The organism is Sphingobium terrigena (assembly GCF_003591655.1).
GTDB classification, from domain to species: Bacteria; Pseudomonadota; Alphaproteobacteria; order Sphingomonadales; family Sphingomonadaceae; genus Sphingobium; species Sphingobium terrigena.
Map to the genome: position 1 here is coordinate 59,254 of NZ_QVRA01000016.1, position 21,217 is coordinate 80,470.

At 61.4% G+C, this 21,217-nt stretch carries 19 protein-coding genes; 15 read left to right on the forward strand and 4 right to left on the reverse strand.

Translation table 11 applies throughout. From position 1 onward, the window contains the following. The first annotated feature begins 52 nt into the window (after window positions 1–52). The 14 genes from D0Z70_RS16480 (at window position 53) to D0Z70_RS16545 (ending at window position 16,810) form a co-directional block, all read left to right on the forward strand. Window positions 53–589: a TraV family lipoprotein gene (locus tag D0Z70_RS16480; protein ID WP_420820386.1), complete on the forward strand. Its 537-nt coding sequence runs from the start codon at window positions 53–55 to the stop codon at window positions 587–589. Then, window positions 586–3,105, forward strand: a complete 2,520-nt coding sequence (locus tag D0Z70_RS16485; RefSeq protein ID WP_119748328.1) for a TraC family protein — start codon at window positions 586–588, stop codon at window positions 3,103–3,105. Before D0Z70_RS16480 ends, D0Z70_RS16485 begins: the two co-directional genes overlap by 4 nt. After that, window positions 3,105–3,464, forward strand: coding sequence for a hypothetical protein (locus D0Z70_RS16490; protein WP_119748330.1), 360 nt, complete (start codon window positions 3,105–3,107; stop codon window positions 3,462–3,464). The genes D0Z70_RS16485 and D0Z70_RS16490 overlap by 1 nt, the downstream gene beginning before the upstream one ends. Further along, entirely contained in the window at window positions 3,461–3,727 is a 267-nt protein-coding gene (locus D0Z70_RS16495; RefSeq protein WP_147418781.1) for a hypothetical protein, read from the forward strand. Before D0Z70_RS16490 ends, D0Z70_RS16495 begins: the two co-directional genes overlap by 4 nt. 50 nt (window positions 3,728–3,777) lie before the next feature. Next, entirely contained in the window at window positions 3,778–4,374 is a 597-nt protein-coding gene (locus tag D0Z70_RS16500; RefSeq protein ID WP_119748373.1) for a conjugal transfer protein TraW, read from the forward strand. Window positions 4,375–4,412: 38 nt separating this feature from the next. Beyond that, complete coding sequence (locus D0Z70_RS16505; RefSeq protein WP_239018968.1) at window positions 4,413–5,387, forward strand: TraU family protein; 975 nt, start codon at window positions 4,413–4,415, stop codon at window positions 5,385–5,387. Window positions 5,388–5,634: 247 nt separating this feature from the next. Continuing rightward, window positions 5,635–7,566: a hypothetical protein gene (locus D0Z70_RS16510; protein WP_119748336.1), complete on the forward strand. Its 1,932-nt coding sequence runs from the start codon at window positions 5,635–5,637 to the stop codon at window positions 7,564–7,566. A gap of 44 nt (window positions 7,567–7,610) precedes the next feature. Then, window positions 7,611–8,669 (forward strand): conjugal transfer protein TraN, encoded by a 1,059-nt coding sequence (gene traN, locus D0Z70_RS16515; protein ID WP_119748338.1) that lies wholly within the window; start codon window positions 7,611–7,613, stop codon window positions 8,667–8,669. Between the two features lie 25 nt (window positions 8,670–8,694). Then, a complete protein-coding gene (locus tag D0Z70_RS16520; RefSeq protein ID WP_239018969.1) occupies window positions 8,695–9,513 on the forward strand; it encodes a type-F conjugative transfer system pilin assembly protein TrbC in 819 nt (272 codons plus the stop codon). Beyond that, window positions 9,485–10,081 (forward strand): S26 family signal peptidase, encoded by a 597-nt coding sequence (locus tag D0Z70_RS16525; protein ID WP_119748342.1) that lies wholly within the window; start codon window positions 9,485–9,487, stop codon window positions 10,079–10,081. The genes D0Z70_RS16520 and D0Z70_RS16525 overlap by 29 nt, the downstream gene beginning before the upstream one ends. A 113-nt stretch (window positions 10,082–10,194) precedes the next feature. Next, complete coding sequence (locus D0Z70_RS16530; protein WP_420820387.1) at window positions 10,195–10,986, forward strand: conjugal transfer protein TraF; 792 nt, start codon at window positions 10,195–10,197, stop codon at window positions 10,984–10,986. Then, a complete protein-coding gene (locus D0Z70_RS16535; RefSeq protein WP_182914001.1) occupies window positions 10,986–11,564 on the forward strand; it encodes a hypothetical protein in 579 nt (192 codons plus the stop codon). Before D0Z70_RS16530 ends, D0Z70_RS16535 begins: the two co-directional genes overlap by 1 nt. A gap of 91 nt (window positions 11,565–11,655) precedes the next feature. Continuing rightward, window positions 11,656–13,077, forward strand: coding sequence for a conjugal transfer protein TraH (locus tag D0Z70_RS16540; protein ID WP_119748346.1), 1,422 nt, complete (start codon window positions 11,656–11,658; stop codon window positions 13,075–13,077). Window positions 13,078–13,099: 22 nt separating this feature from the next. After that, a complete protein-coding gene (locus D0Z70_RS16545; protein WP_119748348.1) occupies window positions 13,100–16,810 on the forward strand; it encodes a conjugal transfer protein TraG N-terminal domain-containing protein in 3,711 nt (1,236 codons plus the stop codon). Here the strand turns inward: D0Z70_RS16545 and D0Z70_RS16550 are convergent. Next, window positions 16,807–17,250: a hypothetical protein gene (locus tag D0Z70_RS16550; protein ID WP_119748377.1), complete on the reverse strand. Its 444-nt coding sequence runs from the start codon at window positions 17,248–17,250 to the stop codon at window positions 16,807–16,809. The two genes, D0Z70_RS16545 and D0Z70_RS16550, sit on opposite strands and share 4 nt — an antisense overlap. Window positions 17,251–17,868: 618 nt before the next feature. Here D0Z70_RS16550 and D0Z70_RS16555 point away from each other — a divergent pair. After that, window positions 17,869–18,957: a Fic family protein gene (locus tag D0Z70_RS16555; protein WP_239018970.1), complete on the forward strand. Its 1,089-nt coding sequence runs from the start codon at window positions 17,869–17,871 to the stop codon at window positions 18,955–18,957. 151 nt (window positions 18,958–19,108) lie between these two features. On the opposite strand, the gene D0Z70_RS16560 is transcribed toward D0Z70_RS16555, so the two are convergent. From D0Z70_RS16560 to D0Z70_RS16570, 3 genes are read right to left on the reverse strand one after another with little or no spacing between them, the layout of a single operon-like run. Continuing rightward, entirely contained in the window at window positions 19,109–19,960 is an 852-nt protein-coding gene (locus D0Z70_RS16560) for a glycosyltransferase family 2 protein (RefSeq protein WP_182913997.1), read from the reverse strand. Continuing rightward, window positions 19,957–20,547, reverse strand: a complete 591-nt coding sequence (locus D0Z70_RS16565; protein ID WP_119748354.1) for an SAM-dependent methyltransferase — start codon at window positions 20,545–20,547, stop codon at window positions 19,957–19,959. The genes D0Z70_RS16560 and D0Z70_RS16565 overlap by 4 nt, the downstream gene beginning before the upstream one ends. After that, a complete protein-coding gene (locus D0Z70_RS16570) occupies window positions 20,544–21,209 on the reverse strand; it encodes a PIG-L deacetylase family protein (protein ID WP_239018971.1) in 666 nt (221 codons plus the stop codon). The genes D0Z70_RS16565 and D0Z70_RS16570 overlap by 4 nt, the downstream gene beginning before the upstream one ends. Between the last annotated feature and the right edge of the window lie 8 nt (window positions 21,210–21,217).

A 21,217-nucleotide genomic window follows, 5' to 3' on the forward strand; every position in this document is an offset into this window, starting at 1 on the left:
CCTGGCTGGCGCAGTGTTGCTGTTGCCCGCCTGCACCACTGTCGGCTCGCTGATGTCGCCCTATAGCGAAAAGTTCAGCTGCAAGAATAGCGACCATGGCCAGTGCATCCATCCGGACAAAGCCTATGCCGACGCGGTCGCCGATATGCCGTCGCGCTCCGACCCGGTAGTGACTAACGACAAGGCGATGCTGCGTGACAAGACCAATAGTCCTGCCAACAGCGGTGCGGGCAAGCGCAGAAGCAACGGCGCTGCTCCCTTCAACGGCTATCGCGACAGCGTGTATCGAGAGCTCCAGGGTCTGGTCGAAGCGCCGGTTACGCCGATGCTCCGGCCAGGGCGCACCGTCCGCACGCTGATCCTGCCCTATGCCGACCGCGAACGGCCCGACCGGCTCTACATGCCGCGCTATGTCTATGCCATTATCGAACGACCCCAATGGGTAGTCGGCGATTATCTCGTCAATCCCGTCCAGCCTGCAGCGCGCGTCCCCATATTAGAACAGATACGCGAACGGCCGTCAGGTGATCGTGCCAGCCAAGGCGAACCTGCCGCCGTGCCTGCTTTGCCTGTGGAGGCAAAGCCATGAGCCCGCTCGGCGCGCGCCATGGCGGCGGCCTGACAATCTCGGCGTTGCACCGCGCGGTTGCGCGCGACGCCTATTCCGATTTTCTGCCGATGGTCGCCTGGGACGCGCAGGAAGAAGCCTTCATGTGCATCGATGATGGCTGGGGCCACGCCTGGGAACTTGTGCCATCGGCCTATATGTTTGCCCATGTCCATCAGGCGCTGCTGGGTTTGCTCAACGTCCATTTCCCCGATGGGACGGTTCTTCAGCTCCACGGCTTTGCCGATCCGCTGATCGATGATGCGCTTGACGCTTTCCTGGATCTGAAGACCCGACCCGATCCCCTGATCCAGGCTTCGGCGCAGCGCACCGCCGACTATATGCGCGCCGGTACCCAGGGGTTGGACGCACTGCACGGCATTCCCGTCCGCAATTTCCGGCTATTTCTCTCGATCAAGACGCGGGTGAAACTGGGCTCGGATCTGCGGCGACAGGTCGAAGAGCAGCTGTCCAAACTCGGTATTCGCAGGCTAGCGCCAGAAGAACTGGTGCGCTTCTATCGCCGGATCTTCAACGGTCTCTTCGCGACTGCACCTGGCATATTTGCCGATGGCAGCAATGGTCATCCCGCTCCCCCTATCCGCAAGCAGATCATCGATGCCGGACCCGATCTGCTGTTCGACGGGTCCGAGGTCTTTCTTGGGTGCCAGGTCGCGCGCTGCCTGACACCGCGTGCCCCCGCGCGGCGTATCACCGCCGAGCGCGCCAATCGACTGTTGGGCGGCATGCGCGGCGCTGCCGAAGATAGCGATCAGATTGGTGGTCCCTTCCTCATCACGCTCAACATCCTCTTTGATCATAGCCAGTTTGAAATTCACAAACGTGCCCAGATTTTGTCTGCACAAAAAGCCGCAGGCAGTTTCGCGGTCGAGGTCGGCAAGCAGATCGAGGAAATTGGCTGGGTGCTGGACGAAGCAGGCAATAGTCGCTTCCTCTCGGTCATCCCGATGGTCTGGGTGTTTGGTCGCGACAGCGCACAGGCGCGCGAAATGGCGGCACGCGCCAAGCGCCTGTGGGAGAGCGAACCGCTTCCCTGGATGATGCAGGAGGAGAGCTATCTCAATCCGGTCCTGCTGCCGATGAGCCTGCCCTTTGGGCTTTATCCGGAGAAACGCATGATGCGCCTGCTGGAACGCGACTTTCGCATGCCGGTCAAAGCCGCAGTGCTCCTGGCCCCGGTGCAGAGTGACTTTCGTGGCGGTGGCCGCCCGGCGCTGCTCTATACCGGGCGCAAGGGCCAGCTCATCACGCTCGATCTGTTCGATCCGCGCATCAACAATTATAATTTCATTGTTTCGGCCGAAAGCGGCGCAGGCAAGAGTTTCCTCCTCAATAACCTGTGCCAGCAATATTATGCGCAAGGCGCGCTCATCCGCATCATCGATATTGGCGGGAGCTATCGCAAACTCTGCACGCTCTGCTCAGGGCGCTATATCGACATTGGCGAGGAGTGCCTGGTTCTCAATCCCTTCGACATGGGGTTTGCGCTCGATGGCGACGACCGCCAGTCGGCCATTTCCATGGCGGTCGCCATCGTCGCAGAAATGGCCAATGCCGCTACCCGCAAGGGCGTCTCGACCTCGGAATGGAATCTGCTCAAATCCGCGGTCCAGTGGACGATTGATGAAGGCCATGCCGAGGAAGGCATTGATGCGGTCCGCGCATGGCTTGGCGCCTATCCGCAATTTGCGACTTCCGATCTCGACCGGGTCGATCATCTGGTTCCCGTAGCGCGCGAGCTTGCCTTCAATCTGCGCGATTTTGGCAGCGAAGGCGCGTACGGCCATTTTTTCAACGGGCCGTCCACCTTCGACATCAGCCACGACGAATTTGTCGTGCTGGAGCTCGAACGGCTCAAATCCATGCCGGACCTGTTCAACGTCATCGTCATGGTGGTGGTGAATGCAGTCACGCAGGAGCTCTATCTTTCGGCACGCGACCGGCCCCGCTTTGTCCTGTGCGATGAAGCCGCCCAGTTCATGACGCGGAGCGAAGGCCAGGATCTCTCCCGGCTCGCCGAAGCGTTCGGCCAGGGCTACAGGCGGGCGCGCAAATATCAGGGCAGTTTCGGAGTGGTGCTCCAGTCGCTCAATGACCTGCTGCTCTTTGGTGGCACGGGCCAGGTGATCCTGGAAAATGCTGCCACCCGTTTCCTGCTGCAGGGATCGACCTATGCCCAGGCGGTAGAGAATAAGATACTCGATTATTCCGGGTTCGTGCTGGATCTGTTGAAGTCGGTCCGCAACAACAAGCCCCATTATAGCGAGGTCTTCATCGACTCCCCGCTGGGCCTTGGCGTGGCCCGCCTCGTGGTCGATCCCTTTTCCTACTGGATCAATACGTCAGCCCCCAATGAGGTGGCAGCCTTCGACGCATTGATCCGCGCGGGGCGCAGTCCGTTGGAAGCCGTGTGCGAACTGGCAGGCGTCGATCCGGCGCAGATATTGCCTTCCCGATCGGGCGGGGAGATCGTCTGATGCGCCGGACAGCCCACCATCCAGACCAGTTGCCGCTGGGGTTTGGCAAGGATTCCGAGATCGAGCGCATGATCGAGGCGCGGGTTGCAATCCGTGCCGAGGCAGAGGCGGTACGCTGGCGGTTCCGGCTGATGATCGTGGAAACCCTGCTTCTCACCACGATGGTGATCGTCACCGGGTTGGTTCTCCACCAGCCCACCGCGATCATTGCGCGCGGCGCGCTTTTGATTGGTGCGACGTGCCTGAGTACGGGCATCCTGCTCATTTTGCTGACCGGCTTGATTGGCAAGCTTTTGTCCAGGACCCGCCAATGGCGGGCACGGCGCAGCGATGCGATCCTGCCATGGCGGCGGCCATGAACGGGATATTATCGCCCCGGCCCTGCCAGACCGCTATCCGGTTGATGATCGGCACGCATTTGCTGCTCGTCATTGAGGCAGGGCTTCTCGCTTGGTCGACGAGCATCATCGATATGCCGCTTCGGCTTATCTTGGGCGGCACCGCGATGATTGCCCTGTTCGCTTTTGCAAGCGCTGTTCATGGTGGAAGCGGCGGTGATGGAGAGGTCTGGCGACCCCGGCGCGGCCACGCCACCGCCGCCATGCGGGCGGCAGGGCGATGAAGCGCATGCTGTCGGATTTCGCTGGCCGAGCGCGCTGCCGGGCGGCCATCATGCTAATCGCAACGGCTTTCCCTGCCGCGGCACTGGCCAATAGCGCTACGATCGGACGGACCTGGCCGATCGCCGAGCCCGATGCGCTGGCTGAAATCGAAGCCCAGGCCGCGCGCCAGCCTGCCAATATGGCAGCCAGCCTCGGGCCGCGTTCCGGTTGGTCGGCGATGCAGTCCGCCCCTCTGGCCACGGTTATACAGGATCGCACGCGCTACGTCGTGCCCTTCTACACCCTCGATCAGGAGATCCGCCTTCCCGATGGCAGATTACTTTACCCCAAAGGCTTCACCTTCAACCCGCTGACCTATGTGTCGTTGCCCCAAAGGCTGGTGATCGTCACCCCGCGCGACCTTCCATGGGCGCTCGATCATGCCGCGCTGACCGATTTCATCCTGCTGGCGTCCGGTATTGCTGGCGACGCGGACGCTATTACGCTGGGGGAGCGGCATGGCCGCGCGCTGTTCATCCTGGAGGATCGGGTGAAAGAGCGGCTCGGCCTGACCCACGCGCCGGTCATTGTGCGCCAGATGGGGCAGCGCCTTGAGTTGCAGGAAGTGCGGGTTGGTACTCGTGCTGGCGCAAAGGCAAGCCGATGATCCGCGCCTGCACCCTTTTGCGTTCGGCCGCGATTGGCATGGCGATTGCCCTTATTTCGCCAGCGACACCGGCCCTCGCCTCCAAATGCGAGGCAGGCACGATCTTCAATCCCGTAACCAAGGTCCGCTGGAACTGCATCTTCCCGATCACCATCGGCGGCGTCCGGGTCGGCAGTTTTGACAAGCTCGACAAAGCACTCGATGCCCAGTCGGCCTCAAAACCCTTATGCGCCTGCCGAAAGGGGGCCAGCTTCTGGTTTGGGGTGAAGGTCAGCTTCTGGTCTCCCAATCGCATGGTCGATGTCTTGACAGAACCAGGCTGCATGATGGCGCTGGGTGCCGATCTCATGCCGACCGGCGGCAAGCTCCAGGGCAGCCAGTCCTCAATCGCCGACGGCACCAATAGTCGCAAGATGTTCGCGCAGATGCACTATTATATCGCGCCGGTCTGGAAGATGCTCGACATGTTCACCGACCTGCCCTGCATCGAAGATGAAGGGTTCGATGTCGCGATGATCACAGAGGTCCTGCCAACCTGGCAGTCGGGAACGCTTGGCGCCATCATCCAGCCTGAAGGCATATTGTTCGGCAACCCCGCAGCGGGCCTTGCCTGCATGGCCGACAGCGCCGCGGCGGCAGCGGGCAAGGTCATCGATCCGCTTTTCTGGTGCATGGGCAGCTGGGGCGCGACCTATCCGATCGCAGGCGACATCCATTTCGATGACAGCGTCGAGGCCTGGGCGGGATTGGCCGCGCGCGGTACCTACATGATGGGGCGGCTTGGCGCGCTGACCATTTCGTCGCCTGATGGCTGTTCGTTCAAACCGCAGCCGATCTGGACCAAGAGCCGCTACAAGCTGCAGCTTATGGAGCCGGTCAAGGGCGGCAAATGCGTCAATATCGGGCGTCCCGGCGCGCTCTGGTCGAGCGCCAAACATGCGCCGGGCAAAGACAATGCCCAATTCATGCTGTTTGAGAAGGTCATCTGCTGCGCCGGAATCTCGACCCCATGAGCAGCATTCCTTTCCCCTCCCTCGCACCGGTGCGGGCTTGTTCCGCGCCTGCCCGCCACAGCCGTGGTTGCGGTCCCGCACGGTGCGAGGACGGAGCGATGGCGTCGTCTCCCGACGGTGTCGCTCCACCTTTGGTCAGCACGGCCGCAAAACCCCATGCGATAACGGACAATGCCCCTCTCCGTCCTGTCGTCGCAGCGACCGTGCTGACCACCCACCTTATTTGGGCCTGCTTAAAGGTGTGCCCATGAAGCGGGGCCTGATCCTCGCTGGCGGTTGTGCTCTAGCCTGCCTTACCAGCAATGTTCTGGCGCAGACGATGGAGGAGCGGGCACGCACCGCCGCGCAAGCCTCCCGCAACAAGAGCAGCGACAGCGATGCGTTGCAGAGCCACTTTCTGACCCCAGGCCTTGGTGGACAGCCGATCGCAACCATCGACAATAGCCAGCAGTTCACGCCCAGCCTTGCCTGTCAGAAATCGGCCACGGCGCTGGAAATATTGGCCCAACCTGGGCCCGGTGGCGATATCACGAGCCTGCGCCTGACGCGCGACAAGAATCTGGACGGCACGTTCGACGAGATGCTCAATGTGCCCATGCCGATTTCAGGCATCTGCGCCAATGGCGTCATTGCCTGCAATCAGGCAAGCTGGGACCAGTGTCGCAATTTCCAGTGGACCGTCGGCGGCGCTGGCGAGGTCAGGCTGGCCCAGGTCGAGCTCACCGCACTGGCAGGCTGCTATTGCGTCAACAATAGCTGCGGCGACAATCTGGTCTGGGGCAATATGGCTTCAGTCCTGAAAGATCTGGGCGGCGGGGTGGTAGGCGCGCTCACCACCGCCGATCCGCGCATAGGCATCGCCCAGGCACAAATCGACGGCCCGGTCATCCGATATACCGGCGCGCAGATGACCGCATGCACCGCCAATCCGTCGGTCACCGCCACCACCTATCGGAGCGATCCTGCCGCGATACAGGGCGACGCCTACAATATAGCCGAAGCCAGCAGCCTGTTTCAGGCGCTTGCCGGTTCCGCGATCGGCAGCGGCAAGGCCCAGGAAATCCGCGCCTGCACGATCACCCGCGACATTGCGGTCAAGTCCTGGGACTATGACGACATTATGGGCGTTGGCGGCTCGATTGCGTCGGTCACCAGTTGCGGCGCGGGGTGCCGCCGCTACCAGATCCGGGGACCGGGCAATTGTGGCAATAGTCCGCCCATCCATAGCGCCACCTTCGACCCCATCGCGCCTGACCGGATCCTGTCGGCGCGCATCGTCGAGATGGGCGCGGACGACTGGGTACAGGCGCGGGTCAATGGCCAGATTATCGGTTCCGCCGGTAAGCGACCCTGGCCGGGCGAGGCGCTGCCGTCAGGCGACTGTCGGATCAGCGACGATCCCTGGGTTGAGCATACCACCATCGATGTGACCGCTCAGCTTAAGGCAGGGGCCATGATCGTGGGAGCCCGCGTGCGCGGCGGCGGCGAGGGCAATTGGGGCTATGTCACGCTCGAAGTCCAGGTCGATACTGCCTGCGAGATCAGCGAACAGCTGATGGATCTGTGCTCAGGCTACGCCGCCGATCCGGCCTGTCGTCTCGACAGCGAGACGGTCGATGGGGTCACGACATTCCGCAATGGCGTCCATACCGGCCTGAAGCCCCTGCCCTCCACCAGGCTATTCGGCACCGGGGACTGTTCTGTCCAATATACACGCGACTTCTTCGAACGCAGTCGGCGGTATGCCTGCACGATCGATTTAGGCAGCGCCCCGCAGCCCGATCTCACCCGTGGCGCCTATATCATCGACCATTCCACGAAGACCCTGCTCGCCGATCGCACGATTACCGATGATGGGACGGTCGCCACATCGACCCGGCCCTTCACCATGCCCGACCGGGGATCGGTCGCTGCGTGCGAACCCATCTGCAAGACCCGCGCGCCCAAAGCCAATAGCGATGTCGCAGTCGATGGGATCGTGGGCGCCAGACAGAATGATCCGGCCGGGTGGGACATCTATTTTCACAGTTGCACAACTAACAACGCCTGTCCGCTGGGCGAAGGCGAAGAACTGATCTCGGCCTGTGGCTGCCTCGATGATTTTCCCGAGGCCGTCGTCATGATGCAGACGGTTCGTCTGTCTGGTGCCGACCTTGTCTGCAGCGCGGAGGCCCGGTGATGCGCTTAACTCGTCATGCCGGGCTCGCTATCGCCGCATGGGTGATGACCGCCAGCCTGTTTGCTGCTCCGTCCGCGGCGACTGCCCAACAGATTTGCGCGGCCGACCTCAATGGCAATGGCGATGCTGCCGATCCCGGTGAAACAGCAAGATGCGACGAAGCGACGGGTAGTGGCGCGCTATGCCCCATTCAGCAGGCAAGCTGTGTCGAGGATGCCGGCGGCACCTATAGCTGCCCGCTGGGAAACCAATATGCCTGCCGCACGCCGGTCAATGGCGGAACGCCCGCCTGTTCGCCCCATGCCTGCACGCCCGTTGTCGGCGGAGCGGTGGTGGTTGAGGCGCCGCTGGTCGATGATCCTGGCGCGTCAAATGACGGTGTTGTCGATGCCGACGGCAATTGCCTGGGTACGATCGAGATATTTTCGGGCCGTGCTGTGCGCTGCCGTCCCGCCGGCCTCAACACCAGCTTTTCCAATTGCTGCAAGGATCAAGGGAAGATCGTCAAGGACGGCATGGGGTCGTCCCTCTCTTCGATCGGCACCAAGATCGCTGTCGCCAAAGGCGTCTGGACCGGCATGAAGGCGGCCTATGCCGCGTTCAAGGCAGGCGCGACAGCCAGTCAGGCGGCCAGCGCCGGGGCCAACGCAATCATCATCGGCATCGATCCCACCTCGATCGCGATCAGCCTTGCCATCAATGTCATGATGGATTTCCTGCTCTCGGGCTGTGACCAACAGGATATGGAAGTGGGCATGCTAAGGGGCTCAGGCATGTGCCATGAGGTCGGCACCTATTGCGCCTCCAGCATCCTTGGCGTCTGCGTGCAGAAGGCCAAAGGCCATTGCTGCTTCAACAGCAAGCTTGGCCGGATCATTCAGGAACAGGGCCGACCTCAGCTTAAAAGCTTTAATGCTCTGGGTTGGGGAACCGCAAAACAACCCTATTGCCGGGGCTTTACCCCCCAGGAATTTCAGGCGCTCGATTTCTCGCAGATGGATCTGTCGGACTATTATGCCGACATCGAGACGCGCGCCCAGAGTGATATTCAGATCGATATGGAGGACAGGATCGATGCGTATCTGCAGACGGTCAATCCCTAGCCGCGCCTTGCGTGCGGCGGGACTGATGCTGATCGCTGTGCCCGCTATGGGGCAGGATACACCATCCACGCCAAACCCGCGCGACCAGGCGCAAGCGCAAGGCGCTGTTGCCATGGAGCGGCTGAAGGGGAGTATCGCCAGGCGGAAGCCCGATACCACCGCCGGGCCGACACAACTTCCCGCACTTTCCGATGAACAGCGGCGGCGGGCATTTGAAGGGTTGCGAAAACATGGCGCATCGCCGGTCATGGATGCACGGGCGCGCTCGGCTCTCGACAAAGGCAAGGCAGGCTTAGCTGCCGAACGCGAAATTGCCGCAAAACGCCTGTCACAGGCCTTGGGCCTCGAAGCGCCGGACATGCAGGCGGTAGCAGCTGTCATAGCGCCGCCCGCACAATCAGGCAGGGTTCCGCTGCTTTTTGCCTCATCCTCCATGCCTGTTGCGATATTACGTTCCTATGCTGCCCAGCTTGAGCGCGTCGGCGGTGTGATCGCCTTTCGCGGCATGCCCGGCGGACTGTCGCAGGTCGCGCCGATGGCAAAGCTGAGCGCGCAGATATTACGGATCGACCCGGGCTGCGAAGGCCCGGCCTGCGCGATGCGCAATGTCCAGATCATCATCGATCCGTTGGTGTTCCGCCAGCACGGGATCATACGCGTACCCGCGCTGGGTCTCATCCCTGCCGATCCGACCCAGCCCTATTGTGAACGCGAGGAGAATAGCCCGCAAAGCCAGCACATCATCTATGGCGATGCGGCACTGTCGGGATTGCTGGAAGAATATGCCCGTCTGGGCGGAGCCAGGGAGGTCGCCGATGTTCAGGCTCGCCTGGAACGCCGCTAGAGGTATCGCGCCACGGCTGCGCGCGCTGCCAAAGGAGGCCGCGCTAGCGCTGGGAGCGGCGCGATCTGATGAACCGGGCCGCCCCCTCCAGCTGGCCAAAGCCTGCGCTATCATTCTCCCGATTGCGGCCGTCACCGCATGGGGGCTCCCGCAACTGACGCTCATCATGTCGCCTTCGATCGACGCCTGGGTGGTGCGCAAAGCGCCGGGGCCTATCCACCGCGGCGATCTGGTCTCGTTCAAACTCGTCCATCCGCTGGCCGGACCCGCGCCGGTCGATGTCACCAAATATGCGCTCTGTTTTCCCGGTGACCGGATAGAGATCGTCGAGACGCCTTCAATGACGTCGGGCGCCTGGGATGGCCGCTACTATTGCAATGGACATCTGCTCGGCATCAGCAAGGCGGTGGGGCATAATGGCCAGCGGCTTAGCCACTGGACACCGGACGCGCAGCGCATTGCTGCGGGGCATATCTATGTCGGTTCAGCCCATGCGAGCGGGTTCGACAGCCGTTATTATGGTCCGGTAGCCATCTCGCGCCTTATCCGAATGGAGAAGCTGCTATGATGCGCCCTGTCACGGTCGCCCTGTGGGCCGTCCTTTTGCTGCCCCAACCTGTATATGCACAGCTCTCCCGCGGTACATCGATGCCTGTAACAGCAACGCCATCCGTCCCGGCCATGAAGCAGGGCTATTGGTGGTATGCGCCAGCGCCAAAAGCAAGCGACGACAAGGTCGAACCCGACGTCTTGAATAAGCCCGTCATCCCGCCGATGACAGAACTGGCGCGCTGGACCCCGCCCAAAATACGCAAACTGATCGAGGAACAGCGCGACTATGCCGCAACCGTACTGAGCGTTGAAGCCGTGTCCGATTTCTGGCGCTTGCAGGATTTTGCCCGGCGCAAGGCGCGCGCCTTCGCCGGCGTCACCCAGATCGCCATGCTCCAGCATCCTGAACTGAACGCCAAATCCGCCAATCCGATGGTGAGCGATGCGCGCGACCAGATGTTGGCGCAAAAGGATGCTGTGCGCCGCGCCTATCTGCGCGCGCAGGCCCGGGACTTTGCCCTCGTCATGTTCTCGCGCGCCAGTTGTGGCTATTGCCGGGTGCAATGGCCCGTGGTTCAGCGGTTCCAGGACGAGATGGGTTGGCAGGTAACGCTCCAGGATCTCGACCGGCGGCCGGAGATTGCCCAGCGTTATGGGGTCGAGGTAACGCCGACCACCATGGTCATCCGGCGCGGCAGCGCGCAGCGCATGGTGATCGCCACCGGGGTCGAAGCCTATCCCAATCTCATCCAGACCGCCTATCAGGCCGTGCGCCTGCTGTCGGGCGATATTCGGCCAGAGCAGTTTCTCACCGGAGCCGGTGAAGAGGACGGCTTTTTCGATGCGCTTGCCAATGGGCCAGTCTCTACGAGCAGCGTCGAGGAACAAATCTCGGCGACCGGTGGGATGGTTGAGCCATGATGTGGCGGCGCGTCCCGTTCGTCCTGGCGGCGATGATCGCGCCATGGACATTGGCGCAAGCCCGTTCGCCTTCACGCGACGACGCCGTGCGCGCCGCCATCCATCCGGTTGCTACCAGCGCTGCCATGCAGTCATGGCTGGCACGGGTGCCGGTGACGCGGGATTTCCCCGCCGATTTTGCAGCAACGCTGGGACAACAAGCCCCACTTTATATCGTCGAGACGACCACCACCCCAGCCTGTCTCCCCTGCGACGATCTCTGGGCCAAGCTTGGCCGCTTCTCACGCACCTATCGCTGGCAGGTCCGTACCATCAGCGGTCAGGAAGCCCTGCTGCGATCGGGTCGCCTTGGGCTTCCATGGGTCGGCCACCCGGTCGCCTGGGTCCGACCGCTCAGCGACCCCAATCGCATCATCCCGATAGCGATCGGCACCGACCAGCCGCAAAATCTCGCGCGCAACGCCTATCTCGCCGCCAAAATGCTGACCGGCGTTCGCCCGGCCGTGGGCCTGCGCGCCATGGCGAAATTTACCGGAATCGTAGGCGCTCCACCCGCGCAGTCGGGGTCATCGCGTTGAGGGGCTCCAACCATATTTATCTCAATCTCGCAAAGGCGTCCCGCTGGCGGGCGGACGCCTCCTTGTCTGCTCACTCTCAAGGAAGCCCGCCATGCGTTCATTTTCCCAACGCCTTTCACTGACGGTCTGCGCGCTTCTCGCCACCTGCGGCGCGACCACTCCTGCCTATGCCCAGGGCTGGGCGGAAAGCTGGTTCGACAATGTGACCTACACCGCGCCTGGCTCCTTTGAGGACCAGACGCGCGGCTATGTGACCGCTGGCGGCATGTCCGGGCGCGTCGATGTCCATGACGATTATCTTATGTCGCTGACCCTGCCCAAGGTGAAGGCAGGCTGTGGCGGCATCGACATGTTTCTGGGCGGCATGTCCTTCCTTGACCCCGACTATCTGGTGCAGAAGCTGGAAAGCATTCTCCAGGCCGCGCCCGCCGTCGCTTTCCAATATCTGCTCGAAACGCTCGACGAAAAAATGGGAAATATCATCTCGAAGATGGAGGCTGCGACCAATTTCCTCAATTCCATCCAGGTCAATGACTGCCGCCTCGCCAATCGCATGGTCCAGATCGCCAAAGGCGATGAGAATATGTCGGGCATCATCGAGGAAATGACTGGCTATAAATCGGTGAAACAGGGCTTTGCCAAAAGCTATCAGCAAAGCCGCGAGAAGATCCAGGCAAACCAGAATAATCCAACCGAGGATTTGAAGGACGCTCTAGCCAATTGTCCCGCCGAGGTGACCGACATCTTCCGCACCGGTTCGCTGCTGTCGCATGCCGCAACCCGCGTGGGTGCAGGCGACTGGGCAGGCGTCATGCGCGCGCGGGTCGGCGACGTCTATATGCGCTGGGACGCGACCGACAAGGTGCCGATCTTCTCCGCCATCCCGGCCTGCCCGCATCAGGACAGCGAGAGTTCGCAGGATTTTCTGGCCGGCAAAGTCCAGAGCCGGGCGCTCGCCATACCGCCCACCGCCACAGACTGCGCCGCAGACGGCGGCAAGGGTGCGCTCGAACTGGCGCAGGCGCGCATGAACTCCATCGCCACGAAAATCCGCACACGCGCCGCCCTGTCCGCCGAGGAACGACAATTTGTCGCCAATGTGCGCACCTTGCCGGTCTATCGCCTGCTCGAATGGGGGGTGCGCCAGGGCGTGTCCGACAGCGTTATCGCCGACACGGACGAACTTGTCGCGTTGACGCTTGCCTATCAGATGCTCAACGACCTCACCCGCTCGATCGACTTTGCAGTGTCGAATGCCGAACGGGGAGCAAACGTGGCAGGCGCAGCCGATGGCGCGAATGCCAATATCTGCCAGACGCGCATCCTTACCAAGGGCATGGAGCAGCTGCGCGACCTGCGCGACGAAGTGCTGCGCCAGCGCGCGCAGATGCGGCAAAGCTATATGGCCGCGCTCGCACAGGCCAATCTCTCAGCCAATTATGCAAGCCTGCTACGCACCCGCGATCGCGACGCGCGCGAGGCGACCGGCACCGTTTCCGGCACCAATCGCTGAAAATCCCAGAAAGGCTCCACCGATGCGTCGCCTTGTTCGCGCCCTATCCGCCCTTCCCATTCTATTTGGCTCCACGCAGGCCTTTGCGTTGGAATCGAGTTTCCACACCTATGATGGCTTTGCCGAAACGGTCGATGCGTTCCGCCTAGTCTCGATGATCTTTGGCGACCCACGCTATGAAACGCTCGTCCTGATCTGCGCAGTCGTAGGATTAGCGCTCGGCGTCGTGCTGGCTTCCATTCGTAGCCAGGGTATGGGCCTTGTCGGGTTCGGCTTCCAGATGCTGATGGGTGTTGGCCTTTTTGTCGGGCTGATCGCCACGACCGGTACCGTCCATGTCTATGACCGGGTGCGCAATGCCTATCAGGCAGTTGGCGACGTGCCCAACCTGATCGTCCTGGTCGCAGGCGTCACCAACTTGATGGAACGGGCGCTCGCGGAAACCATCGATGACAATAGTCTTGATCCTAATGCCAAGCTGGAATTTGGCGCAGGCGGTCATTCCTTCGACCTTTTCTTGAACGCAGTGTCACCGCGCGGGCCAATGACCGACAGCTTTCTCGATGCCACGATCAAGGATTATGTCCGGCAATGCTATCCGGTTGCCCGCATATCGCCTGCCTATGGCGTGGATGACGACCAGCTGTTCCGCGGGACGACCGACCTTCCCGCAGCCTTCGCCGCCATGGCAGGACCAGCGACGTTCAGCACAGTGTTCACCTCGGCCGACAAGGCGGGCACGACCATGTCCTGCCAGGAGGCATGGGATCATATTCAGTCGCGTCTCAATGACTCGACGCTGTTCGAGGATTATTCCCGCCAAGTGTGCCAGAGCACAGGCTATGATGTGGCAGACGCCAGTCAGCTCGCGCGCTGTCGTACCCGGCTTGGACAAATGGGCGAGGTGATGATGGGGACGCCGCTCACGCTCCAGGCGTTCATGAGTGACATATTGCTGGGCAACAGCGTGGGCGAGGTGCTGTACGAGGATAGTCCAGCGACTGCCGCGCGGGTCATGGCGAACCGGGCAGTCATCTCAAGCGGGCTTTCGACCATGTCGGTCGCCAATCAGTGGATGCCAACCATTCGTGCGACGGTCTTTGGCATCATGCTCTTCATGATGCCGATCGCGCTGCTGTTCATCCTGACCCCCATCAACCTTCGGGTAGCCAGTTTTGCGCTCGGACTGTTCGTATTCGTCGCCATGTGGGGCGTGATCGATGCGGGCATCTATCAGCTCACCCTGGGCCGGGCGATGGGGGTGCTGGCCGAAATGCGGTCCAACCATGTAGCCGTCAATGCCTGGATGCTCGCCCCCTCTTCGGCGATGAAGGCGCTGGCGATATTCGGGACGTTTCGCACGGCCGCCGCTGGCCTTGCCGGCGCATTCGTGTTCACGGTGTTCCGCTTCTCAGGCAATGTCTTCTCTTCCTTCACCGGTGGCGCGTTGCAGGCACAGGGCCAGGGTAGCGCGGCGGCAGCACCCCTTATGACGCGGGAAGGGTTTGCCTCGGCGCTGGAAGCGCAGGCATCGGCTAGCGGGACGATGGCCCGGCGCGGTGCAGCATCGAGCTTCGGGGACTTTGGTGAGCGCTCAACCTTTGGCGGCAACCGCGCCTTTGGTTCAGCGGGCAGCGTGATCGGCGATCATGGCAGTGGGCTCGCTGGAAGCAGCGCGATGGCGCTGGGCGGCATTGATGCGGCGCGAGAGTTGGGAGGGCTGTCGCCAGCGCTTGTCGGGCGCAACCTTGCCGATCCCGCGACGGCACAAGCGGTTCGCGCCAGCGCCACGACCGGCGCTATTCATGACTTTGCCCAGAAGGATGTGTTGCGGGCGCTTGGCACCAGCTATTTTGGCGAAGGGCAATCGGGCGAGCGGGCGTTTGCGGCGTTCGCCCAGAATATGGTGCAGTGGAAGGCCTTCGGCGAGAATCGCGCCTATGATATGATGTTGTCTGGCACCCAGCGCCATTTTGAGCGCAACGGCTATAGTGAGAGGGATGCGGCGCTCAAGGCTTCGACTCTGATCGGGCAGGCTGCTGCTGATCCGACTTTTGCCAAGCTCAGCGCCAATGCTTTCGATCAGGAGCAGATGTTGCGCAATGACCTGACCGCAGCGCAGGTGACGGTCGGCGCAATGGAAGGGCGCCGTGACTATGCCGGGGACCAAGTCGCCCAGGTGGAGCGTGGCAATGTGGCAACCGAGCAGGCCTGGCGGACGGGCAGCAATGCCGGACAACGAGAAGCAGCCTCCATCCTCGGCCTGTCGATCGACGAAACCGGGCGGCGTGTATCCTTCATCAACGTGCTGTCTGGAGAAGCACGATCGAGTGCCATCACCCAGCTTTCGCGTGCGACCGGGCGCAATGAGGCGCAGATCATGCATGCACTGGAAAGCTATAATGCCGCGGCCCAGGTGGGAACAGCCGATGGTGCGACTGCGGAGGCCGCGCGTGAAGGCACGAGCGTCTATGGACGGACGCGGGAAGCGGCGGGTTATGATTTTGCCGAGCGGTCGGGAAAGCTCGACGCGCAGCGCGAAGTTGGCCCGGACGGCACGCGCTCGGCCGCGCGCATTGGCGAACAGCGGCGGCAGAGCGAGAATTTTGGGTTTGCACAAGGGGCGGCTGCGGCAGGGGCTTCGGTGCGCGAGGCCGCGCGGCTCGACAGCTTCATCCAGGCGCTCAGCCGTACCGCCGGGAACCAGGTCGACATGGTCGAGGGCGGCGCGGCGGGCATCGCCGATCGGGCGCGCAACGAACGGCTTGGCCGTATCGTCGAGAATGAGAGGCTGACCCGGATGCAAGGATTGCTGCGCGACAATGGCGTCGACCTTACCAAAAGGCAGATTGCAATGGACCAGAATGGCGACCTCAACCTCAATCTTACGCCGCAGACCGCTGCGCAGATGTGGCAGGCGGGCCTTATCAACGAAAGCCAGCTCGGCGCGATTGCAAAGGGTGGGCGGGCGCGGCTGAGTTTTGCCCACAACGACCTATTGGTATCGAGCAGCACCGGATTCAGCCAGTCGGCGCGCTCGGACAGCAGTACTCGGTTTGAGGCAGGCAAACAGGCTGGGCCAGATACGGTCGAGCACTTCCTGGGCGGCGGGGCGGAAGGCCATGCCATGATGGCTAACTGGCTGCGCGGCGGATTCGAGATGGATCGCAAGGGCGAATGGCGATTGAAACCGCAGGTTGCCGATACGCTTCAGCGTGATGTCCAGGCAATCATGACGCAGACGGGATGGACGCGGTCGCTCTCGCGCGGTGCGAGCCACCAGGTATCGAATAGCTCGTCCGTCAACATCAATACAGGTGGTTCGGTCGAGAGCGGAGGAGAGCGCTCTGGTGGCAAGGGTCGGACACATGGCCGCGCCGGAGGACAGGTTGGCTTTGAGACAAGTGATGTCGGCATGGGGGTGACAGACGCACGTGCCAGCACCGACATCGTCAACTACGACGTGCGTAACGCCATTGCAGAGGCAGAGCGCTCGGCGTCGCGCTCGACACAACCCGCTGAAACATTCACGCGCGAACTCGATCGGCAAGTTCTGGGAGAGAATGGGCTACGCAATCGCTATCTTGGTCAGGCCGATGCCAGTCGGGGAACTGTTGATATGATGGCGCCACTCACGTCTTTTGAACAACATCGTATTTTGGAGAGCGGCCGTTTCAGTGGTGATCGTGATACAGGGCTCGGTGACGGAACATCTGAATACAAAAAACGCTAACGCAGTCCACGCACATGTTCGTTGCGCCAAGCTTCACTGCCGGGATTGCCGGGGTGCCAATAATAGCGAGAGTCTGCGGGATTAGTGGGATCCATTCTTCGGAACATATCTCCATCTGCGCCAAAAGGATCAATAGAGCCTCGGGCATTTATCCAGCCAGCCTCAATAAGAAAATGATAGCGTATCCACGCGCGGAAAAAACCAAAACCCATCACTGGCACGATCAAGAATGGATGGAAAAGCTGGATGATGGGGGTAATATGGTCTGCATTGAGAGAGAGATAGGGCGCGAAAAACGCAATCAGCCAGAATATTGCAGCTGCTGTCCACCATGACTTGGCATACCATGGCCGCCAGAGCCAATGTGCCGCTTTTGGCTTTGCCAGATCGGGGGTCTGCGGCGGCTCACGTGGAATGGGTTTGTCATCCGTTCCGCTCATGCAATGCTCCTTCTCGTCGATACTATCACGCCCGGGGTTCCGCAGATAAAAAATCACTCCCAAAATGAGAGCATTCAACCTCCCCCTCTCCTCCCCTTGGAATTGCTGAAAGGTTGGTCGGAAAGTACCCTTTCTTCAATCTTCGCAAAGCGCATGAGAGCAACAAGACAAAAAAAACGGCCAATTCCAGGGCCCGCCTTCTCTGCCTTTCAAGCCGAACACGGCCCCCGCTCGCGAGCTTGCGCGAATTCCCGCGAAATTGCGCATAACCGCGATTAGTTGCGCATTGACTCTTATAGTTGCGCGATTTATCTTTTGCGCAACTAAGGAAGTTATGTGGCACGACTAATACCTGAAGCTGACCTACAAGCGATCGAGGCCGCTGTGGCCCAATTCCCGGATGGTGCGTCAGCAGCGCAGATCACTGGCGCGCTCGCGGAACCTGGTGCCCGTCGTACCCTCCAATATCGTCTTCGCGCCTTGGTTGACGCGGGTCGGCTACGCCTTATCGGCGAAGGGCGTGCAGCCCGATATCACCATGGTGATGAGATCATCGCCCAGCCTGGCCCAGCCGACATCGTCCCGATATCACCTGAAGGCAGCGCTGTCCTTGCCTATGTGCGCCAGCCCGTCGCGGTGCGACAACCGGTCGGCTATGAACGCAGCTTCCTGGATCGTTACCGGCCCAACGAAACCTTCTATCTGACCCAGCAGCAGCGCGATCATCTGGCTACAATCGGCAAGCCGCAGATTGAGGCCGCAGCGGCAGGCACCTACGCGAAGCAGATATTGAACAGGCTGCTTATCGACCTTGCATGGAATTCCAGCCGTCTCGAAGGCAACACATATTCGCTGCTCGATACGCGGCGGCTGCTGGATTTCGGGGAAGCCGCAGAGGGGCGCGGACCGCGCGAAGCGCAGATGATCCTCAATCATAAGGATGCGATCGAGTTTCTCGTCGCCAACGCCAACGATGTCGGGTTCAATCGCTATACGATACTCAACCTGCATGCGTTATTGGCGAACAATCTGTTAGCTGACCCGACGGCGGTGGGGCGACTGCGCCACATCATCGTAGGGATAGACGGTTCAACTTTTCATCCACTGGAAGGTCCGGGTCTCATCGAGGAGTGCTTCGATCAAATCCTTGCCACAGCGGCGGCCATCGACGATCCATTCGAGCAGGCCTTTTTCATAATGGTGCAGCTTCCTTATCTTCAGCCCTTTGACGATGTGAATAAGCGCGTATCACGCCTCGCCGCCAATATTCCCATGATCCGGGCGAACCTTGCGCCATTGTCGTTCACCGAGGTTCCAGGCGACCTTTACACGCGCGCCACGCTTGGCGTCTATGAACGCAACGACATAACATTGCTGCGCGACGTATTCCTTTGGGCCTATCAGCGATCCGCAGCGCGCTACGCCGCCGTTCGTCAATCAATGGGTGAGCCAGACCCCTTCCGCCTGCGCTATCGGGAACAGTTGCGCGATGTCGTTCGGGATGTTGTGCTCGGTGCCATGAGCCGACAGGCGACACGCGCGCATCTGGTCACGACGTCCCGTGAATTCATCCCAACGGCCGATCAGGACCAGTTTGCCGAGGTCGCAGAAACGGAGTTGCTGGGCTTGCACGAGGGCAATTTCGCGCGATACCTGGTTCGTCCGTCGGAATTTGCTGTATGGCAACAAATCTGGAACGCAGGCTGATTGCTACGCTTACCTCAATGGCTTGCATTGGGACATTTGCGACTGTCAGCTTCGGAATCACAAATCGCGGTAAGCTGACACTCACGCGCGCAAATCCGAGTCTCTTTATCATTTCGTCGCGCGAGATACACGGGCGCGGCGCCGCTCTATTTCAGGGCGAACCCGGCGGCGACATTCGCGCATGCTTGATTTCGAGGTCGCTTGGTCGGCGAAGCACATGGATCATGTCCCCGCACCGTCCAATCAAACCCGCCTTCTCGAAAGCGTCGAGCCATCCTTCCATCGGCCATATTTTCCAACGCGCCCGAAAGAGGCTGGCATTGCGGACGATGTCGTTCAGATGCTGGAGCGGGGGGTCGAAAACGTCGTGATACTGATGAAAGGCACCAGCGCCGCCCATGAATAGCAGGGGTAAGCCTGCGGCACGCGCGCGGAAACCGAAGTCGGTATCTTCACCACCATAGCCGATAAAAGCTTCATCAAACCCGCCTAGATCAGAAAATCTTTGGCGATGCAGGGCGAACGCCAGCGACCAGAACAGACCGGCATTCTCCTCTTGGCGCACTCCGTTTGCCGGGAATTGTCGAACCGGATGCCCCTGTGCGCGCGAAAGGAGATCTGCTTCCTCCCATTCGCCACGGGCATCGTCAGTGCCAAGATAGCGTATGTCAGCGCAGATCAGCGCGTCATGGTCGTTCAGGCATTGCGTGATCGCACTGGTCAGCGCGCGCATCGGGATGCAGTCGACGTCGAGGAACAACAACATGTCCCCGCTGGCCGCCCGCGCGGCGTAGTTCCGGGCTGCCGCGAGTGGCAGTCCGGGGCCATCGAGACGCAGGATCTGAATCGGGAATGGCGCTTGTTGGGCACTGATAGGCGGACTGCTGGCCATGTCGACGATGATGAGTTCGTCGGGGAAATGCGTGCTGCGTCGCAGACCTTCGATCAATTGTGCCAGATGGGTCGACCGATCCTTGACGATAGTGAGGACGCTCAGGGTCATGCGTGCGCACGCCACAGGTCGAGGCGATAGTTGGGCATCCGTTCGCCCGTGATGATGGCAATTGCGGGGGCGAGAGCGCACTGCAATTTGCCCACCGCATCATCGCCGCTCTGGGGATAGTCGGTTTCGCCGGTCCAATGGACGAGCAAGATATCGCCGCCGGGCACTATATGGGTGGTGATCCACTGGGCGGCACGTCTGATATCCAGATCATCCCAATAATAGGCGACTTCGGACAGGATGATGAGGTCGAAGGCGCTGCCCATGGGTGCCTGCCCCGGAAAAACCATCCGGCCGAATGAAACATGGTCGAATGCGGCACAGCGCTCGCGCGCTGCTTTCAACGCGGTTTCGCTGACGTCGATCGCCAGCAATGCTTGGCAGTGGGTTGCCAGCGACTGTGTCAGGACACCTTTTGCGCATCCAATCTCGAAACCCAGTTCATAGGTCCGCCCCGCCAGTGCGCCGATGCTATGAGCATATTTGTCCCGCTCATAGGCGCTACTTTCCAGGTCCCAAGGATCGTCGGTCCCGCGAAACATCGTCTCGAAATAATCGTGACCCAGGCTGTTGTTATGCCGCTTCATTTGGCTCTCCGCAGGTAGAGGATATCGCTGGCAGGCATGGCACGATGCGAGGCGTCCAGTCGGAAGCCGGGACCGTGGGACGCGGTAAGCTGGCTGCGGTGCGCGGCCAGAGCGTAACGGCGTTGTCCGGGCAACATGGGCGCGGTGTGCAGCATCCGGTGGGTGCGGGGTTCAGGCGCTTGCGACCAGACGACATATTCGGCGACGACCAGCCTTCCCCTGGCCCGTTGCCCCACTGCATAGGCCAGCTGCGCGGCGGCCTGATGGTCGCAATGGGGTTCGTGACTGGCGGTAACGGCAAGGGCATCGACCTGCCAGCGACGGCAAAGGGCGGTCAGCCGTCGAATAGCCCGGTCGAAAGCCGGATGCCCTGGCTGAGCAGGAGCAGCATCCTTCCAGTCAAGATGAATCGGCAGCTGGCTGCGGCTACCGGTCAGGCGGTGTAACGCGGCGGCGGCTTCGCGCTTGCGGCTGCTCACCAGTTTCCCCGACCGGCCTTGCGCGGCCTCATGCGAGCCCGACCCGTCGGTGAGATAGACAAGGCCCGCCAGTCGCCCAGCCCTCGCCGTCTGCGCGATGACCGCGCCAGCGCCCAGCGTCTCGTCATCGGGATGCGGCGCAAGGACCAGCCACCGCCGCGTTCGCCAGGGTTTTGTCGACAAAGAAAGGC